The sequence below is a fragment of the Affinirhizobium straminoryzae genome, assembly GCF_007004135.1.
Lineage (GTDB): Bacteria > Pseudomonadota > Alphaproteobacteria > Rhizobiales > Rhizobiaceae > Neorhizobium > Neorhizobium straminoryzae.
Window position 1 is genome coordinate 81,127 of sequence record NZ_VJMG01000015.1, and the last position, 17,264, is coordinate 98,390.

At 63.1% G+C, this 17,264-nt stretch carries 14 protein-coding genes; 3 read left to right on the top strand and 11 right to left on the bottom strand.

Going from position 1 to position 17,264, the window contains the following annotated elements:
- Window positions 1–79: 79 nt before the first annotated feature.
- Window positions 80–1,057, bottom strand: a complete 978-nt coding sequence (locus FNA46_RS06915) for a substrate-binding domain-containing protein (protein ID WP_143124384.1) — start codon at window positions 1,055–1,057, stop codon at window positions 80–82.
- A 249-nt stretch (window positions 1,058–1,306) separates the two neighbouring features.
- Here FNA46_RS06915 and FNA46_RS06920 point away from each other — a divergent pair, with 249 nt between their 5' ends.
- On the top strand, window positions 1,307–2,383 hold the full coding sequence (locus FNA46_RS06920; RefSeq protein WP_143124385.1) for a LacI family DNA-binding transcriptional regulator: 1,077 nt from the start codon (window positions 1,307–1,309) through the stop codon (window positions 2,381–2,383).
- A gap of 72 nt (window positions 2,384–2,455) precedes the next feature.
- Here the strand turns inward: FNA46_RS06920 and FNA46_RS06925 are convergent, their stop codons facing one another.
- Genes FNA46_RS06925 through FNA46_RS06935 form a run of 3 tightly spaced genes read right to left on the bottom strand, consistent with a single transcriptional unit; the run spans window position 2,456 to window position 6,521 of the window.
- On the bottom strand, window positions 2,456–3,697 hold the full coding sequence (locus tag FNA46_RS06925) for an amidohydrolase family protein (protein ID WP_143124386.1): 1,242 nt from the start codon (window positions 3,695–3,697) through the stop codon (window positions 2,456–2,458).
- Window positions 3,698–3,711: 14 nt separating this feature from the next.
- Window positions 3,712–5,322 (bottom strand): gamma-glutamyltransferase family protein, encoded by a 1,611-nt coding sequence (locus FNA46_RS06930; RefSeq protein ID WP_425468683.1) that lies wholly within the window; start codon window positions 5,320–5,322, stop codon window positions 3,712–3,714.
- A gap of 2 nt (window positions 5,323–5,324) precedes the next feature.
- Window positions 5,325–6,521 (bottom strand): amidohydrolase family protein, encoded by a 1,197-nt coding sequence (locus FNA46_RS06935; RefSeq protein ID WP_143124387.1) that lies wholly within the window; start codon window positions 6,519–6,521, stop codon window positions 5,325–5,327.
- A gap of 158 nt (window positions 6,522–6,679) precedes the next feature.
- On the opposite strand from FNA46_RS06935, the gene FNA46_RS06940 reads away from it, so the two are divergent.
- A complete protein-coding gene (locus FNA46_RS06940) occupies window positions 6,680–7,486 on the top strand; it encodes a GntR family transcriptional regulator (RefSeq protein ID WP_246102916.1) in 807 nt (268 codons plus the stop codon).
- Between the two features lie 158 nt (window positions 7,487–7,644).
- Here the strand turns inward: FNA46_RS06940 and FNA46_RS06945 are convergent, their stop codons facing one another.
- Window positions 7,645–8,970, bottom strand: coding sequence for an NAD(P)/FAD-dependent oxidoreductase (locus tag FNA46_RS06945; protein ID WP_143124388.1), 1,326 nt, complete (start codon window positions 8,968–8,970; stop codon window positions 7,645–7,647).
- A gap of 232 nt (window positions 8,971–9,202) precedes the next feature.
- Between FNA46_RS06945 and FNA46_RS06950 the strand changes: the two genes are divergently transcribed.
- Window positions 9,203–9,685: an Lrp/AsnC family transcriptional regulator gene (locus FNA46_RS06950; protein ID WP_143124389.1), complete on the top strand. Its 483-nt coding sequence runs from the start codon at window positions 9,203–9,205 to the stop codon at window positions 9,683–9,685.
- A 5-nt stretch (window positions 9,686–9,690) separates the two neighbouring features.
- Here the strand turns inward: FNA46_RS06950 and FNA46_RS06955 are convergent, their stop codons facing one another.
- The 6 genes from FNA46_RS06955 to FNA46_RS06980 form a co-directional block, all read right to left on the bottom strand.
- Window positions 9,691–11,352, bottom strand: coding sequence for an ABC transporter ATP-binding protein (locus FNA46_RS06955; RefSeq protein ID WP_143124390.1), 1,662 nt, complete (start codon window positions 11,350–11,352; stop codon window positions 9,691–9,693).
- Window positions 11,352–12,194 carry an ABC transporter permease gene (locus FNA46_RS06960; protein ID WP_143124391.1) on the bottom strand — a complete coding sequence of 281 codons (843 nt, stop codon included), beginning with the start codon at window positions 12,192–12,194 and terminating at the stop codon, window positions 11,352–11,354. The genes FNA46_RS06955 and FNA46_RS06960 overlap by 1 nt, the downstream gene beginning before the upstream one ends.
- Window position 12,195: 1 nt before the next feature.
- Window positions 12,196–13,146: an ABC transporter permease gene (locus tag FNA46_RS06965; RefSeq protein WP_143124392.1), complete on the bottom strand. Its 951-nt coding sequence runs from the start codon at window positions 13,144–13,146 to the stop codon at window positions 12,196–12,198.
- Between the two features lie 93 nt (window positions 13,147–13,239).
- The gene (locus FNA46_RS06970) at window positions 13,240–14,850 is read right to left on the bottom strand and encodes an ABC transporter substrate-binding protein (RefSeq protein WP_143124393.1); all 1,611 of its coding nucleotides are present in this window, start codon (window positions 14,848–14,850) and stop codon (window positions 13,240–13,242) included.
- A 72-nt stretch (window positions 14,851–14,922) separates the two neighbouring features.
- Window positions 14,923–15,636: an HAD-IA family hydrolase gene (locus FNA46_RS06975; protein ID WP_143124394.1), complete on the bottom strand. Its 714-nt coding sequence runs from the start codon at window positions 15,634–15,636 to the stop codon at window positions 14,923–14,925.
- Between the two features lie 250 nt (window positions 15,637–15,886).
- A complete protein-coding gene (locus FNA46_RS06980) occupies window positions 15,887–17,260 on the bottom strand; it encodes an aspartate aminotransferase family protein (RefSeq protein ID WP_143124395.1) in 1,374 nt (457 codons plus the stop codon).
- Window positions 17,261–17,264: the final 4 nt, after the last annotated feature.

Here is a 17,264-nt window from a genome sequence, read left to right on the forward strand (position 1 = left end):
GACGACGCGAACTGTCGCTGCGATGTGGGAATGAGGCCGCGGGAGGGCTGCCGCCCGCGGCCGGATCACGCAAGAAGGCTCAGAGACCCATGCCGACGAGCTTGTCGATACTGTCCTTGTTGATTGCCAGCAACTGGTCGACGATGATGGTGTTGCCGTCCGGATTGACCTTGCCGAGACCCGGAATGTCGTCACCGGCCTTGATGCCCTGCCCCTTGGCCAGACGGTCGGCCAGCGTGACGAAGACTTCACCGGCCTGCTTCGGGTTCCACATGAAGCCGCCCGTCAGCGCGCCGGACTTGATGAGCTTGGCGCCCTGCCCCGGCGAGAAAGGCCCGATGACGAAGACCTTGCCGTCCTTGCGACGCTCCTCGACGGCGCGGCCGGCACCGATCGGCCCCTGCGAGCCGAAGGCGAGAAAGCCCTTGAGATCCGCATTGGCGGCCATCAGGTCGAGCGCGGTCGAGCGGCTCTTGTCAACATCCTCGGCCACGCCGTAGCGGTCGCCAACCAGCTTCATATCGGGATAGTTCGCCTTGATATAGGCAATGGCGGCATCGGCCCAGGCATTGTGCAGCGGCACGGTGAGCGAGCCGACGAAGACGGCATAGGACCCCTTGCCGCCCATCTTCTCGGCCAGAAGCTTGCCGTGCGCTTCACCAAAACCCTTGGCAGATGCCAGTTCGAAATCCCAGTCGGCGCCGACCTGCTTCGGGGATTCATGGGTGATGACCTTGATACCGGCGGCCTGCGCCTTCTTCAGCACGGGCTCAAGCACCTTGGCATCATTCGGAACAACGCCGATGTAATCCACCTTCTGCGCGATGAGATCTTCGATGGCGCGAACCTGAAGCGCCGGGTCGGCGCTGGTCGGACCGACCATGAAGCCCTCCACGCCAAGCTTGGCGCTCTGCTCCTTGATGCCGGCTTCCATGGCATTGAACCACGGGATGCCACCGATCTTGACGACGACGCCGATCTTGGGACCTGCTGCAAGGGCACTCGACGCCAGAAGCGCCAGCGACAGACCCAGTGCGGCTGCGAACATTTTCTTCATGAATCTCTCCTCCTCCTCGAGATCCGAAGGCAAGGAAGAACCGCCCGCGGAAGCGACACGACTTCCGCGCCCGACGTTTTCCGTTCCGGTTGCGGAACGTCCTCCCTTGCCGCCTCCCTGTTGCGACCCATCATGCACAATCGTTGTTGCAACATTGCACAATCGATGGTGCAATCAACTTACCAGCAAAGAGCCTTTCGTCAAGTAGGCTCTTGTCCTACACAGGGACGTGACGGAGAGTGAGAAGGCATGACGACGAGAGAGCAAAAGAAAGCAACCATTTACGATCTGTCGGTCGTCTCGGGCGCCTCGGCATCCACGGTCAGCGCCGTGCTGAACGGCACCTGGCGCAAGCGGCGTATTTCGGAGGAGACGGCGGACAAGATCCTCTCGCTCGCCAAGGAGCATGACTACAAGGCCAACCTTCAGGCACGGGCGTTGCGCAGTTCCCGCTCCGGGCTTACAGGCCTGCTGCTGCCGGTCTATGACAACCGGTTTTTCTCCTCGATGGCACAGACCTTCGAGGCACTGGCTTCGAAGCGGGGCCTGGTTCCCATGGTGGTTTCCGGACGCAGAGATCCGCAGGAAGAATGCCGCACGGTGGAATCGCTGATCGCCTATTCGATCGATTCACTGTTCATTGCCGGCGCCACCGATCCGGACGGCGTTCATGACCTCTGTGCAAGGGCCGGCCTTGCGCATGTCAACATCGATCTGCCCGGCAGCAAGGCCTCATCCGTCATTGCCGACAACCGGCAGGGCGCGGTGGCATTGACGCAGGCCATCATCCGCCACGCACAGGAAATCGGGCCCCTTGGGCCGGATGATGTCTTCCTGTTCGGCGGGCGCGACGATCATGCAAGCCGCGAGCGCATTGCCGGCTTCCACGCCGCCAAGGCGGCCATTTTCGGCGAAAACACCTTCGGTGACATCGAGATCACCGGCTATTCGCCGGGCATGACGGCCGCCGCCTTCGAGCGTTTCTTTGCCCGGCACCGACGCCTGCCCCGCTGCTTCTTCATCAATTCCTCGATCAACTTCGAGGGCCTGCTGCGCTTCATGGCGCACCATCCGGGCGAGGCGTTCGGTGACATCGTGGTGGGCTGCTTCGACTACGACCCGTTTGCGTCCTTCCTGCCCTTCCCCGTCTACATGATCCGGCCCGACATGCCGGCCATGCTCGACAAGGGCTTTGCCCTCCTGGACGCGCCGCCCGCCACGCCTCAGCTCATCATGGTGGAACCGCAACTGGTGCCGCCGCGCACCGCTCTGGAGGGACCGCTCGATGCACTGGATGATCCCTCGACACTGTCCCCCGGAAGCTGACGCACCTGTACCACACCCGCCACCGGCGCCGGCGCCTCCTGCCCGGCCCCTGCAAGCGGGAGGAAGATCGGGTCATACGTCCCGTGCTGAAGGATAAAACAGTGCGGGCCAGCCGTTCCAGAAGCTTTTGCGTCCACTCTTCCAGCCGCCGATCACACGGGCAACCTCACGGACGGCGCTGCCGGGATCGGCCGCGTCGACAAGCACGATGGTCGCCTCGCCGCCGGCCTCGAGACGGCGGGACCGGTTGATGATACGCCCCGGCAGGGAGGTCACCATGTCGAAGGCAAGCGCCAGATCCTCCCCGCGCGACACCTGCGCCACATTGGCCTGCAGATTTGCCATGCGGATCAGCGAGCCATCGCCATAGGGTGTAAACGGATTGAGCACGTTGTTGGTGGCAACCGCCGTCACCACGCCCTCGCCGGCCAGACGATGCAGGGGCGCAACGCCACGCGGGGTCAGGACCGGCATCTCACGACCGTTGAGGAACAGATCGGTGGCCGGCAGCGCGACCAGTGCGATGCCTGCCTCTGCCAGCGCACGACCGATCGCCTCGACGCGTTCGGGCAACATGGCGGCAAGATTGGTGACATGACCGATGGTGACGCGGCCACCCCAGCCCCGACGGGCGGTTTCCGCGATCACCGCCGGCAGGTTGGTGCGCTCCGGGTTCAGATCGAAATCGAGATGGAAATCGACATCGACATCATGCTTTTCCGCAAGATCGAAGATCAGTCGGATATGCTCGGCCGGATCGGGGTCGGTATAGGGACAGCCGCCGACGAGATCCGCCCCGTCGGCCAGCGCCCGGTCGAGCATGGCAAGCGTCTCCGGTTCCTGCGTCAGCCCTTCCTGGGCAAAGGCACAGAGCTGGATATCGACGGCGAAGGCGAAATCGGTGCGGATGCGGGTGAGCGCCGCAAAGGACCGGAAGCCGGCGCGCGGATCGATCTCCACGAAGCTGCGCATCGCCGTCGTGCCATGGGCAATGGCCTTTTCCACCACGCGGGCGGCGCGGCGATAGACGTCGTCCTCGGTAAAGCCCGCCTTGGCTTTCGCCGTTTCGCGCACGGCCTCGGCCAGCGTTCCCTCACAGATGCGGCAGCGATCGAGAATGCAGGCCTTGTCGAGATGCACATGGGCATCGGTGAAACCGGGAAAGGCAAGCGCACCCCGCGCATCCACCTCCTCCACTGCCTCGCAGCGAAGACCTGCCGCCAGCGCCGCTATACGTCCCTCGGCAACGGCAATGTCGAGGAGATCGGGTCCGGCCGCGAGACGGGCGTTGCGAATGAGGAGATCGAAGGTCATGGGCTCTCCGCTCGTTACAGGGCGATGGCACCGCCATCGCTGCGGGGATCGTGTGCGCCGGAGATCACGCCATCATCGTCGATACGGATGATGCCGGCCTGACCACCCAGCGGGCTCAGCGGATCAAGCGTCGAGACGATGTGCCCCCTGGAGGCGAGGCCGGTGACGACATCCTCCCCGGCATTGCGCTCCAGCTTCAGGGTGTCGCGGCTATCCGAGAAGGTTCTGCCCAGCAGAAAGCGCGGACGCGACAGTGCCTCGACCGGATCGAGGCCGTGATCGATCAGCAGGCTGAGCAGCAGCGCCAGCGTCTGCGGCTGGCCGTCGGCGCCTTGCGTGCCATAAAGCAGATGCGGCCGGCCGTTCCTCAGCGCAAGCCCGGGATTGAGCGTGTAGAATGGCCGCTTGCCGGGCTGAAGCCGGTTGGGGCTTGCCGGGTCAAGGCTGAAGCCCGCGCCACGGTTCTGCCAGAGCAGGCCGGTGTCGCCGACCATCACGCCGCTTCCCCAGTCATAATAGAGGCTCTGAAGCACGCAGGCCGATCGACCCTCGGCATCGACGGCCGCGAGAAAGGCCGTATCGCCGTGGCGGTAGACATGCGGCCATGGGCGTGCGGATTGGGGATTAATCGCCTCGGCCTTCGCGGCGAGCCGCGCGGGATCGAGCAGAGGATCGAAAGCGCCTGCCGCGACGAAATCCGGATCGGCGATTTCGCCGCGATCGAGAAAGGCCTGTTTCACCGCCTCGACCAGATGATGATAGAAATCGGCGCCCTCGCTTGCCATTTCGCCCGGCGCAAAATGGGCGAGCAGGCCCATGATGCCGAGCGTCGTCACGCCCTGCGTCGGCGGTGGCGGGGCGCAGAGCGTCAGATCGCGGTAGGCGAGACGGAGCGGCGTCTCGAACCGGGCCTCGGTGGATGCCAGATCGCGCGCAGTGAGAGGCGAGCCGACAGCCGCAAGCCCCGCGGCGATCTCCGCGGCAAGCGCCCCCTCGTAAAACTCGCGTGGCCCATGCGCGGCAATGCGCTTCAGCGTGCGCGCAAGCGCCGGCTGCCGCTGTAGCCCCTGTCCGACGAACCGGGCTTCGAAACCCGGCCAGGACGCGCGCTCGGCGGCGCGAAAATCCCACCAGAAGCGCTGCGACGGGCTGACGACAAATCCCTCATCCGCCAGAAGAATTGCCGGTTCCAGCAGTTGCGACAGCGTTTGCGCGCCGCCCCAGCGATCCCGCGACAGATCGAGCAGCCTGCCCCAGCCGTCGACGAGGCAGGCGGAGGTCAGCGTGGAGGCAGGCCCACGCGGCGGAAGCGCCGTGATGCCCGACACATTCTCGCCCGCCTGGCCGATTCCGAGCAGGCTCGTCACATCGCCACGGGCATCCGACAGCATCCAGACCGCATCGCCGCCCAGACCGCAGAAGTGAGGATAGACGACGGCAAGCGCAGAGCCTGCGGCAATCAGAGCCTCAATGGCATTGCCGCCCGCTTTCAGAACCGCGTGCCCTGCCTCGGCGGCAAGGCCGTGCGGGGCGACGATCATGCCGCGCCTGCCGCGTGCGTTTCGGCCGGCCGGCTGCCGATCCGCACCTCCCTCGACGCGCGTGCCCGTGACCGTCATCGTCATCGTCATCGACCAATCATCTTGCCGTTCTCGGCAATCAGCCGGCCGCGCCGGAAGACCCGCCGGTTCTTCGGCACGCCGACGACCGCCTGCGGCAGATGCGGCGCATCAAGTGTGACGAAATCGGCCTTCGCGCCCACCTTAAGGCCATAGCCTGTTAGGCGCAGGGCGCGCGCGCCGGCGTCCGTCACGATGTCGAAGGCGTCGCGAAGCTCCGCATCGGTGTAGAAACCGGAGCGATAACCGATGATCTCCGCACGGCGCAGCATGTCGCCATCACCGTAGGGCCACCAGGAATCGCGGATATTGTCGCTTCCGGAAAAGACGGTAACACCTTCGGCGCGCAGCAGGGCGACCGGCGGGAAATTGTGGTTTCCGGGCGCATTGGTCATGATCGCCACGCCGCTTGCGGCAATTTTTGCCGCGATCTTGCGGGCGGCATCGGCCGAAAGATCGCCGAGTCCATAGGCATGGCTGACGGCGACATGGCCCTGCATGCCGAGCGCCACCGTGCGGTCGCAGATCTCCTCGATGGTAAAGGCGCCAAGCGTGCCGGCATCGTGGAGGTGGATGTCCACATCCACGCCACGCCGTTCGGCGATATCGAACACCACGTCGAGATGCCGGTCGATGCTGCGGTCGAAACTGGCGGGATCGAGACCGCCGACCAGATCCGCGCCCATACCGATCGCTGCATCCAGCAGGTCCGCCGTGCCGGCGCTTTTCAGGATGCCGCTCTGCGGAAAGGCGACAAGCTGGATATCGATGAGATCGCGGTATTCCTCGCGAACCGCAAGGATGGTCTCGAGCGACGCCAGACCGACGGAGCCATCGACCATGACATGGCTGCGCATCTGCAGGCTGCCGTTGGCGATGCAGAGGTCGAGTTGATTGCGCGCCCTGACATCCATCGGCGCTGCCTTCGACATGTTCTCTGCCTGAAAGGTCACCCGCTCGTGCACATCAAAGCCATTGGTGCAGGGGCGATGCGGCACCCAGACGTCCCCATGGAAGCTGGTGTCGAGATGGATATGCCCTTCGACAAAGGCCGGAACCAGCAGATGCCCGGCAATATCGACGGCGACGTGTGCATCGCTTGCCTGCCCGGCCGGATCGATGGCGGAAATTTCTCCATCAACAACCGTGATGTCGCAAAGACGGCCGTCCATCATCCGGGCATTGGTGAAAAGAGTTTTCGTCACGTGACACCTCTCTCGACGCAGGAACACCACCAGCCAGCATTGTCAGGGCGCGGGCGCAAATCTGAAGGCGGGCCGAAGAATGCCATCGGAAGTCCCGGAAAAGCTCCCATGCGACGGCTTCCGCGTGGCTTTTGTCTCTGACCTACGGATAAGATAAATTGCATGCAATCTCAAGATCGATTTGCGTACAAAATCTACGATTCAAAAGGATGCAAAAGTTTCGCTATAAGGTGGGCAATCATGAGAAGCAGCCGAACTCAGAGGGCCGCATGTCCACACAGCAAAGCCGCAGCGATGCGATCTATGCCTCCCTCAGGCGGGCCATTCTCGAGCAGGCGCTGAAGCCCGGGGTGAAACTGCCCGAGGATTCGATTGGCGACACCTTCGGCGTCAGTCGCACCAGTGCGCGCAACGCTCTCCTGCGGCTCGCCGCCGACGGTCTGGTGGATATAAGGCCGAACCGCGGGGCTTCTGTTGCCATGCCTGCTCTTGAGGAAGCCGAGGAAGTTTTTGCGTTGCGCCGCTGCCTCGAACGCGAGGTGATCGAAAGGCTCTGCCGGCGCATGCCGAAGGATGGCATCGACGCGCTGATCTCTCATGTTCGCGAGGAGGAGCGCGCCCTGAAAGCTTCCTCGCCACGCTCGATCCGCCTTGCCGGCGAGTTTCACATCCTGCTTGCGGAACTGACCGGTTCAAAGCTGCTCATCGACTTCGTCAGCCAGGTCGTCTCCCGCTCATCACTGATTCTTGCCCGCTACGGCCGTCCGCATTCCGCCGAATGCGGCATAGACGAACATATCCAGTTGATCGAAGCCCTGAAAAACCTTGAGGCGAACACGGCAACGGATATCATGGAGCACCATCTGCACGCCGTCGAAGACCGTGCCAAGGCGCACGACAAGGAGGCCAGCCCGGACATTGCGGAAGTGCTCGAGCGCTATCGGTCCATGGCCGACAATCTTTAGACGCGGATGAGCGGGCAGCCGGCAGCCGGGCGAAGGGCGAGGTTGCCTCTCGCCTCTCCCGGAAAGCCGACGATCGTTTGGGGGTGATCAAGGTGCAAGGCCTGCCGCCGTGATCCAACCTGCCCGGAGGTACACGGCAGAAGCCTGTGACAGCCTGCTCAAAACTCGGCCACCTGGCCCCATGCGCTCCCGTTCAGGCGCTCCAGACGATAGGGACGCGGATCGACAATCGGTGAACTGCCCGTGACGATGTCTGCGACCAGATGTCCGGCGCCGGGCCCGATGCCAAAACCGTGGCCGCTGAAGCCTGCGGCAAGCACGAAGCCCGGCAGGCTCGGCACGTCGGCGATGACTGGCACGCCATCCGGCGTGCTGTCGATGTAGCCCGCCCAGCTTGCGGCAAGGGCCGCATCCTTCAGGTCCGGCAGCAGGGACCTGGCCCGCGCAAGCGTCAGTGCCACCTGGGCTTGATCTGGCACCGGATCGAGAATGCGGTTGCGCTCCATGGGCGTCTGCGTGTCAAGCGACCAGCGCGAGAGGGTTTCGTGCCCAGCCATCACCCCCTGCAGCCCGCCAGGCGCCAGGGAACGCCAGCGCTTGGCAAACATCGGCAGAAAATACTGGGCAAAGCGCATCTGCTGCGGCGTGATATCGACCCGTGCCTTGCCGCTGATTGCCAGGCGGAAGTGCTCGCTGCCGCGGCGGGTGATCGAGACGTCCCGGGTGTGAAGGGCGTCGGGAAGATGTGCGCCGTCAAAACGGACATCGAGAATCGAGGAACGGATAGAGGCCTGCGGAAAGCGTATGCCAAGCTGGCGGCAAAAGGACGAGGCCCAGGCCCCGCCGGAGAGGATGGCAAGCGGGGTGCGGATCGTGCCCCACTCGGTGACGACGGCACTCACCTTGCCGCCTGCAGTCTCGATCCCGCGGGCCGCACACATCTGGTGAACGGTTCCACCGAGCGCCGCAACGGCCCGCGCCACCACGGGCGCCGCCCGTACCGGATTGGCGATGCCATCGGTCGGGGAGAAGACGCCACCCTTCCAGCGGCGCCCGGTGGCGGCCCCGCGCGCACTGGCTTCATCCGCCGTCAGCATGTGGGTGGTCACGCCGACGGTGCGGGCAAAGGCGCCCCACCGCGCCCAGCCGGCAAGTTCCGCCTCGTCATTGCTCAGATAAAACAGGCCGCAGCGGCGAAAGCCGGTATCCTCGCCCGTTTCGGCGGCGAAGGCATCCCACAGTGCAAGACTGCGGGTGGAAATCGGCAGTTCCCGCTGATCGCGGTTCTGCTGGCGGCACCAACCCCAGTTCCGGCTGGACTGCTCGGCACCGATACGGCCCTTTTCGACAAGCGCCACCTTCAGCCCGCGCCGCGCGAGATAATAGGCCGAAAACACGCCGACAATGCCGCCGCCGATGACGACGGCATCCGCCTGCCTGGGCAGCGCAGCGGTGGTCTCGATATGCAGCAGCGGTGAGGGCATGGTCTTTCTCCGGATGATGACGGCATCTTATCCGCAGGAAACTGCGGGCGATGCCGCAGCACGGCAATCCACAGCATTTCATGCTGCATATCGGGCGACAGCCGGCGTATTATTGCAGCATGAAATATCATAGGCTTGCGGAAATTCAGGCATCTGCCCGGCAACTGCGCCACAGCCGTGCACGCAGATTATGCCGATTATCGGCAGTCTGTCACAACCCATGGAGAGGCCCGTGAAACTGGACCGCATCGACATCAAGATCCTCTCCGAACTGCAAAAAAACGGCAGGATCACCAATGTGGAGCTGGCGGACCTCGTCAACCTCTCGCCCAGCCCCTGCCTGATGCGCGTCAAGAAGCTGCAGAGCGAGGGCTACATCACCGGCTATTCGGCACAGATCAACGTCGCCAAGCTTGGGCAGACGCTGACGGTGTTTACAGAGGTGACGCTGAAGAACCACCGGCAGATCGATTTTGCCCGCTTCCTGGCGGCAGTGGAAAAGCTGGATTCCGTCATCGAATGCCATCTGGTGTCCGGCGGCTACGACTATCTCCTGAAATTCGTCACCGCCAGCGTCGTCGAATACCAGACGATCATGGAGCGACTGATCGACATGGAAATCGGCATCGACAAGTATTTCAGCTTCGTCGTGCTGAAGTCGCCGATCATCAAGGCGCACATGCCGCTCACGAGCCTGTTTGGGGAACCGCAATAATCGTTTCAGCGCCGTGCGAAGGCACTGACCAGTTCCGGATCCAGTTCCAGACTGTCGAGCCAACGTGGGTCGAGCTTGGGAACAGAAGAGAACAGCAGGCGCGAATACGGATGTGTCGGCGCCTGCCGAAGCCCCGTCGCCATTTCCTCCACCTTCTCGCCGTTGTACATCACGATCACTTCGTCGCAGATTGCCTGTACGGTGGACAGGTCATGGCTGATGAACATGTAGGAGAGGCCGAGCTCCCGCTGCAGTTCCTTCAGAAGATCAAGGATCGCCGCCGCCACCACGGTGTCGAGGGCCGAGGTGATCTCGTCGCAGAGAATGAGCCGCGGCTCCGCTGCAAGCGCCCGCGCCAGGTTGACACGCTGTTTCTGGCCGCCGGAAAGTTCTGCGGCGCGCCGATGGCGGACAGTACGGGGCAGGCGCACCATGTCCAGAAGGTCGCAGACGCGGGCCTCCCGCTGCCTTCGGTTCATGCCATGATAGAAGGCGAGCGGCCGTGCGAGAATGTCTTCGATCGATTTTGCCGGGTTGAGAGCCGTATCGGCGAACTGGAAGACCATCTGCAGCTTGCGCAGTTCCTCCTTCTGGCGGCCGGCGGCGGAGCGCGCCATCTGGCGACCATCGAAGATGATGTCGCCCTTTGCCTGCGGCAGGATGCCGGCGATGACGCGCGCAAGCGTGGACTTCCCGCAACCGGATTCACCGATGACGCCGAGATTGCGCCCTTCCTCCAGCCGGAAGCTGACCGATTTCAGCGCCCGCATCAACGGCAGGCCATCCGCCTGAACCGGACCATAACCGGCGGTGATCCCGAGCACGTCGAGAAGCGGCGGCTTCCGGGCCGTCATCTCTGGTCTTGCCGGGCTGGCATAGTGTTTGGGCTCGAAGGCCGACAGCAGTTCGCGGGTGTAGGGATGCCGGGGCGCATCGAGAACCTGCTGCGTTGTACCGACCTCCAGGATCTCGCCGCCCTTCAGCACCACGATACGATCGGCAATCTGCGCCACGACGGCAAGATCGTGCGAGACATAGATCCCCGCCATGCCGCCCTTCTTCATCACCGACTTGAAGGCGCGCAGAACCTCGATCTGGGTCGTCACGTCGAGTGCTGTGGTCGGCTCATCGAAGATCACCAGCTTCGGATCTGCAATCAGCGCCATGGCCGCAGACAGACGCTGCAGCTGACCGCCGGACACCTGATGTGGATAGCGACGGCCGATCGTACCAGGATTCGGCAGGTTGAGCGCCCGGAACAGTTCCAGCGCGCGCCGCTCCGCCTCCGGCCTTGGCATGAGGTCATGAATGCGGGTGATTTCGATTACCTGATCCATGATCGTCTGTGCAGGGTTGAAAGCAGCAGCCGCACTTTGTGGAACGTAAGACACGTCGGTGCCCCGGATGGCAGCCTTTTCGCGCTCGGACAGTTGTGTCATGTCGCGCCCGGCAAACATCACCCGTCCACCGCTGATCCGACAGCCTGTGCGGGCATACCCCATCAGGCTGAGCGCAATCGTCGTCTTGCCGGATCCGCTTTCGCCGATCAGGGCGACGATCTCACCCTCTGCGACGTCGAGGCTTACACCATGGATGATCTCGATGACACGACCGGCATCGCTGGTGGCTTCCACCTTCAGGTCACGGATTTCGACAAGGTTGGCCATCAATTGCTCCGGTCCCGGATTTTCTGCGGAAGATTGTCGATGAGAAGGTTCACGCCGATCGTCAGGCTGGCGATCGCGACACTCGGAAAGATCACCGCCGGCGCACCGAAGGGCAGACCGCCGATGTTCTCCCGCACCAGGGCACCCCAGTCGGCATCGGGTGGCTGAACGCCGAGTCCGAGAAAGGACAGGCCCGAGAGCAGCAGAACGGTAAAGACAAAGCGCAGTCCGAGATCGGCCAGCACCGGCCCGATGATGTTGGGCAACACTTCCGAACGGATCAGGAAGAAGGTGCCCTCCCCCCTGGCCCGCGCCACAGTGACGAAATCCATCGTATTGATGTTGACCGCCAGCGCGCGGGCAAACCGGAAGGCGCCCGGCGTGTAGATCACCCCAAGCGTCAGGATCAGCACCGGAATGGAGGAACCGACACCGGCGACGACGACAAGGCCGAACAATTTGCTGGGAATGGAGTTCAGCGCATCGAGCAGGCGGCTGAGAATCGTATCCAGCCAGCCGCCGACCACCGCCGCCGTCATGCCGAGCGTCACGCCGAGCGAGCAGGACAGCGTCACGGCGACCAGCGAAATGCCGACCGTATAGCGCGCCCCCATCAGGATGCGCGAAAGGATGTCGCGGCCGAGATAATCCGTCCCCAGCCAGAACTTGTCGCTGATCGGGCCGAAATAATCGAAATCCACGATCTCGCCAATGGGATACGGCGTGATCCACGGCGCTGTGATGGCGACCATGGCCCAGACGACGACGATGAGAAAACCGAGAAGACCAACGAGGTTGAGGCTGTAGCCTGCGGCGTGAATGTGGGTGGCGGAGCGCGTCATGTCACTTCAGCCTCGGATTGGAAACAATGGCGATGATATCGGCCGTCGTGATGAGCAGCAGATAGACCATGCAGAACAGCATCGCGCAGGTCTGGATCAGCGGCAGATCGCGCGTGGAAACGGCATCGACCATGAGCTTTGCAACGCCCGGATAGTTGAAGATCGTCTCGACGATGATGACACCGCCCAGCAGATAGGAAAGAGACAGCGCGACGGCGTTGACGATGGGACCGAGCGCATTGGGCAGCGCGTGCCGCAGCACGAGCCGAGCGCGCGAGGCACCCTTCAGGAGCGCCATCTCCACATAGGGGGTGTTGAGCGTCTCGATCACGGCTGCCCGCGTCATGCGGATCATCTGCGCCGAAATCACGAAGGAGAGCGTGATGACCGGCATGGCATAGACGCGCAACATCTGGCCGAAGGAATGAATCTCGTTGGCAAACGAGAGTGCCGGCAGCCATTTCAGGTAGACGGCAAAGACCAGCACCGCCGATGTCGCCACCATGAATTCCGGCACTGAAACGACGCCGATCGACAGAACCGTTACCGCCCGGTCGAACCAGGAGCCGCGCCACATCGCGGCGCTGATGCCCAGCGACAGAGCGATCGGCACCGAGAAGACGGTGGTGATGCCGGCAAGCTTCAGCGAGTTGAGAAGGCGCGGGCCGATCAGATCCGCGACGGGCATGTTGTTGGCATAGGATATGCCGAAATTGCCGGTGAGAATGCCGGCAAGCCACCGGAAGAAGCGCCAGATCGCCGGATCGTCCAGATGCATGGCGGCCCGCAGGCCGGCAACCGCTTCCGGCGTCGCAGCCTGGCCCAGCAGGATTTCCACCACGTCACCCGGCAGCAGAACCGTTGCGGCAAAAACCGTGAAGGACACGATGACCAGCGTGATCACCGCGATCACCAGACGCGCCAGCACGAGATGAAGGACATGTTTGTTCATCGACGATCCCGATCCATGGCGTCGTTGTCGAAGGGTATGCGCCGGACATCCGGGAGAGACCAGGCTCTCCCGGACCGGCCCGCCAAGGGTACGTCAGGCTTCCAGCCAGACATATTCGGCAAAGGCATAGCCCATCATGCCGCCAAGCGGATTGGCTTCAAGCCCCTTGAGCTTGGCGGAAACGGCGTCGACATTGGTCAGGTAGGCGGGGATCACGGTGCCGGCCTGATCGGCGATCATCACCTGCATCTCGTCATAGATCTCCTTGCGCTTGGCAAGATCCAGAAGACCGCGCGCCTCCAGCAGCATCTTGTCGAATTTTTCCGACTTGAACTGGCTTTCGTTCCACGGCGCATCGGACGCGTAGAGCAGCGAGAACAGGATGTCCGGCGTCGGACGCGGATTGATGTTACCGAAGTGCATCGGCGCCTTCAGCCAGTAGTTTGACCAGTAGCCGTCGGAGGGCACGCGCTGAACATCGAACTTCATGCCGATCGCGGCACCGGCCTGCTGCAGGATCGTCGCCATGTCGACGGAGGAATTTGCGGCATCGGAGGCCACGACTGGAATGCTCTGGCCGATGAGGCCGGCCTTCGCGAACAGCGCCTTGGCCTTTTCGGGATCGAAGGCCTTCGGCTTGAGGTTCTTGTTGTGGTAGATGCTGGCCGGAGACACCGGCTGGTCATTGGCGATTTCAGCAAGGCCCCTGAGCGCGGACTTCTGGATCACCTCACGATTGATGAGATGCTTGACCCCCTCGATGAAGCCGGCCTTGTCGCCCGGCGACATGTCGAGGCGCATGTTGAGATTGGTATAGTTGCCGGCCGTCGTCTTGAACTGAACGACACCCGGCTGGCTGTCGATGAGACGCATCGAGCGCGGGTTGATCGCCGCGGCAAGCTGGATATCGCCGGAGAGGAGTGCGTTGACGCGGGCGGAGTCGTCGGGAATGCCGAAGAACTCGAAGCTGTCGAGATGAGCGCCGCCGGCCTTGAAATAGTTCGGATTGCGCTTGCCGATCGACCGCACGCCGGGCTCGAAGTTTTCGCAGATGAAGGCGCCGGTGCCGTTGGCCTTGGAGAAATCGGTCGTTCCGTCGGCGATGATCATGAAGTGATGCATGGCCAGAATCGTCGGCAGGTCGGCATTGGGGCTTGCCAGCGTGATCTGCACCGTCAGATCATCGATCGCCTTGATCTCCGTCATCTGCTTTGCAATCGAATTGACCTTGGAGCCCGTTGCCTTGTCCAGGTGCCGGTTCATCGAATAGACGACGTCGGCGGCGCTGAGCGTCTTGCCGCTGTGGAAGGTCACGCCCTTGCGCAGCTTCACGGTCCATACCTTGGCATCCCGGGTATCGATGCTTTCAGCAAGTTCCATCTGAGGAACGCCGGTCTTGTCCAGGAAGGTCAGGCGATTGTAGAAGGCGCAGCAACGGACGTAGTCCGTCGATAGCGAGGCCTTGGCCGGATCGAGCGTATCGGCAGTGGACGACGACCAGCCCGCAGCCTTGAGCGACCCGCCCTTCACGGGCGTTGCCGCGACCGCAGAGGTCGCACGGCCAAGGATCATGCCGCCTGCGGAGGCGGCAATGCCACCGGCCAGCAGCAATTGCAGGAGTTCGCGGCGTGTCGCGCCGCGGCGAATGGCATTTTCGACCATGGCATCGTCTGCAACGGTCCAGTTCGTTACCTTGTCAGTCATATCGCATTTCCCCTTTTTTGTTTGATGTGCGATGCCTTGCCTGCGGTGCCGCCGGCTCTTCCCGTCATGGTGTCAGTGGCTGCCTTTCTCCACCGCATCGGCGAGAGCCGCGAGCGAGGTGAAATGATAATCGGGCACCGTAACGCGCTCCGGCGCGATGGTGCCGCCATAGCCGTTCTGAGCGTGCCGACGTTCGATCCAGCAATTGGTCATGCCGAGTGTCCGGGAGATCCCGATATCGTGGTACTGGCTCTGCGCCACGTGCAGGATATCTTCCTTGGCGGCACCCTCGGTCGCCACGAAGGCAAAGACCTGTTCGAAAAAGGCGGGATCCGGTTTCTCGGTGCCCGTGTCGTCGGTCGTGAAGCTGCGATAGAAGGGGTTACCGAGCTCCTCGGAAAAATGCTCGAAGGCCCATCGCCGCGCATTGGTCATGGCAACCAGACGGTAGCGTTTCGCCAACCGCGCCAATGCATCCGCGCTGTCCGGAAAACCTTTCCAGGTCCTGGCGGACTCGCGCAACCGCTCGCCGCAGGCCGTCACCACCGGCAGGCCGAGCTTTGGCGCAATCGCCAGATAGACGCGCACGAGATCGTCGGGAAACCGACCGGCGACGGCAGCGTAGCGCTCCGCACGGTAAAGCGTCAGGGCCTCCTCCCCGTCAACCGTCACGCCTGCCTCGGCGGCGATGGCCGCGAGGCAATCCTTGATACCGCCTTCAAAATCGATCAGCGTTCCCACGACATCAAAGGTCAGGTACGTGAAGGCAGACAGCGATTTGGCCACGTCACTTTCCTCGTGTGATCGTGCCGGACAGTCCCGGCAGAATAAAATTTCGCAGCCCCTCGGGATCGCTGCGTCTGGTTCCCCGGCGGTTCCCCCTGTTTTTCGGGGTTCTCGCCTTTTCTTGCCTGTCAGTCTGGCACTGCTGCGGCACGGTATGCGCTGAATGGGTCCGGTACCGCGGCAGAAAATTTCGAATCGGGGCGCTTCGCAGTATTTCGGCCAAGCGCCCGTGCCTGCGCGCTGTCAGCCCTCAGGCCATGGCCGCGCGGACATCCGGGTCCTCGAGCGTCTGATCGAGGGTTTTTGCGGTCCGCTCGATGATGGCATCGATCTCGGCATCGGTGCAGCAAAGCGGCGGGGCATAACCGAGCGCACCATTGGCAAAGGCGCGGATGACGAGGCCATTGGACCAGGCCCGGTCAAAGATGCGCCGGGATGGTTCGGCGGCAGGCGGAAGCGGCGTCTTCCTTGCCTTGTCCGTCACCAGTTCGATCGCGGCCAGCATGCCGCGGCCACGGACATCCCCGACGAGGGGATGATCCGCAAGGCTCTGCAGGCCGGCCATCAGCCGCGCGCCGGCCCGAACGCCATTCTCGAGCAGCCCGCCTTCGTAGAGCTTCAGTACCGCAAGCCCGACGGCAGCGCTGACCGGATGGGCGGAATAGGTATAGCCATGGCCGACGGCGGCGGCTCCTGCCCCGTCGGCAATCGTGTTGTAGACCGTCTCGGAAAGGAACACGGCGCCCATTGGCACATAGCCTGATGTGAGCCCCTTGGCGACCGTCATCATGTCCGGCACGATGTCATCGTGAGAGCAGGCAAAGAGCGGACCCGTGCGACCGAATCCGGTAATGACTTCGTCGGCGATGAACAGGATGTCGAGCTCGCGGCAAAGTTCGCGCATCGCCTTCATCCAGCCGGTGGGCGGCACGATGACGCCACCGGACCCTTGAATGGGCTCGGCATAGAAGGCTGCCACGCGGTCCGGCCCGATCTCCGCCACCTTCTCGCGCAGCGCCGCCTTGGAGGCTTCTATGATGGCCTTCGGATCGGTGCCGACAGGGTTGCGATAGGGGTAATGCGAGGGGATCTTGTGCTGCCAGTCGAGCGGCACCCCGAAGCCGCCATGGAAATTCGGCAGCGCGGTCAGCCCCGCCCCCACCGTCGAAGACCCGTGATAGCCCTGCATCAGCGAGATGAACTGATCTTTCTGAGGCCGTCCTTGCGCGTGGTAATAATAGCGGACGAAGCGCACGGTGCTGTCGACGGCATCGGAGCCGCCCAGCGTGAAATAGACGTGGTTGAGATCGCCGGGCGTGCGCTCGGCAAGCTCTGCCGCAAAGCGGATCGCCGCTTCGCTGCCGAGGCTGAAGTAGCCGGTTGCGTAAGGCAGTTCGCGCATCTGCTTCGCGGCCGCCTCGACAATGCTCTCGTGGCCATAGCCGGCATTGACGCACCAGAGACCGGCAAAGCCGTCAATCATCTGATGGCCCTGCGCATCGGTCACGGTCGCCCCCTTGGCGGAGGCAAGGACACGCACGCCTGACGCTTCATGTCCGCGATAGGAGGCAACCGGATGGACGAGGTGGGCACGATCGAGTTCGATCAGGGAATTGCTGAACATGCGA

Bases quoted from the DNA above. Each gene is read 5' to 3' on its own strand.
- FNA46_RS06915 (WP_143124384.1), bottom strand. From the start codon at position 1,057: ATGAAGAAAATGTTCGCAGCCGCACTGGGTCTGTCGCTGGCGCTTCTG.
- FNA46_RS06920 (WP_143124385.1), top strand. From the start codon at position 1,307: ATGACGACGAGAGAGCAAAAGAAAGCAACCATTTACGATCTGTCGGTC.
- FNA46_RS06925 (WP_143124386.1), bottom strand. From the start codon at position 3,697: ATGACCTTCGATCTCCTCATTCGCAACGCCCGTCTCGCGGCCGGACCC.
- FNA46_RS06930 (WP_425468683.1), bottom strand. From the start codon at position 5,322: ATGACGATGACGGTCACGGGCACGCGCGTCGAGGGAGGTGCGGATCGG.
- FNA46_RS06945 (WP_143124388.1), bottom strand. From the start codon at position 8,970: ATGCCCTCACCGCTGCTGCATATCGAGACCACCGCTGCGCTGCCCAGG.
- FNA46_RS06955 (WP_143124390.1), bottom strand. From the start codon at position 11,352: ATGGCCAACCTTGTCGAAATCCGTGACCTGAAGGTGGAAGCCACCAGC.
- FNA46_RS06960 (WP_143124391.1), bottom strand. From the start codon at position 12,194: ATGACGCGCTCCGCCACCCACATTCACGCCGCAGGCTACAGCCTCAAC.
- FNA46_RS06965 (WP_143124392.1), bottom strand. From the start codon at position 13,146: ATGAACAAACATGTCCTTCATCTCGTGCTGGCGCGTCTGGTGATCGCG.
- FNA46_RS06970 (WP_143124393.1), bottom strand. From the start codon at position 14,850: ATGACTGACAAGGTAACGAACTGGACCGTTGCAGACGATGCCATGGTC.
- FNA46_RS06980 (WP_143124395.1), bottom strand. From the start codon at position 17,260: ATGTTCAGCAATTCCCTGATCGAACTCGATCGTGCCCACCTCGTCCAT.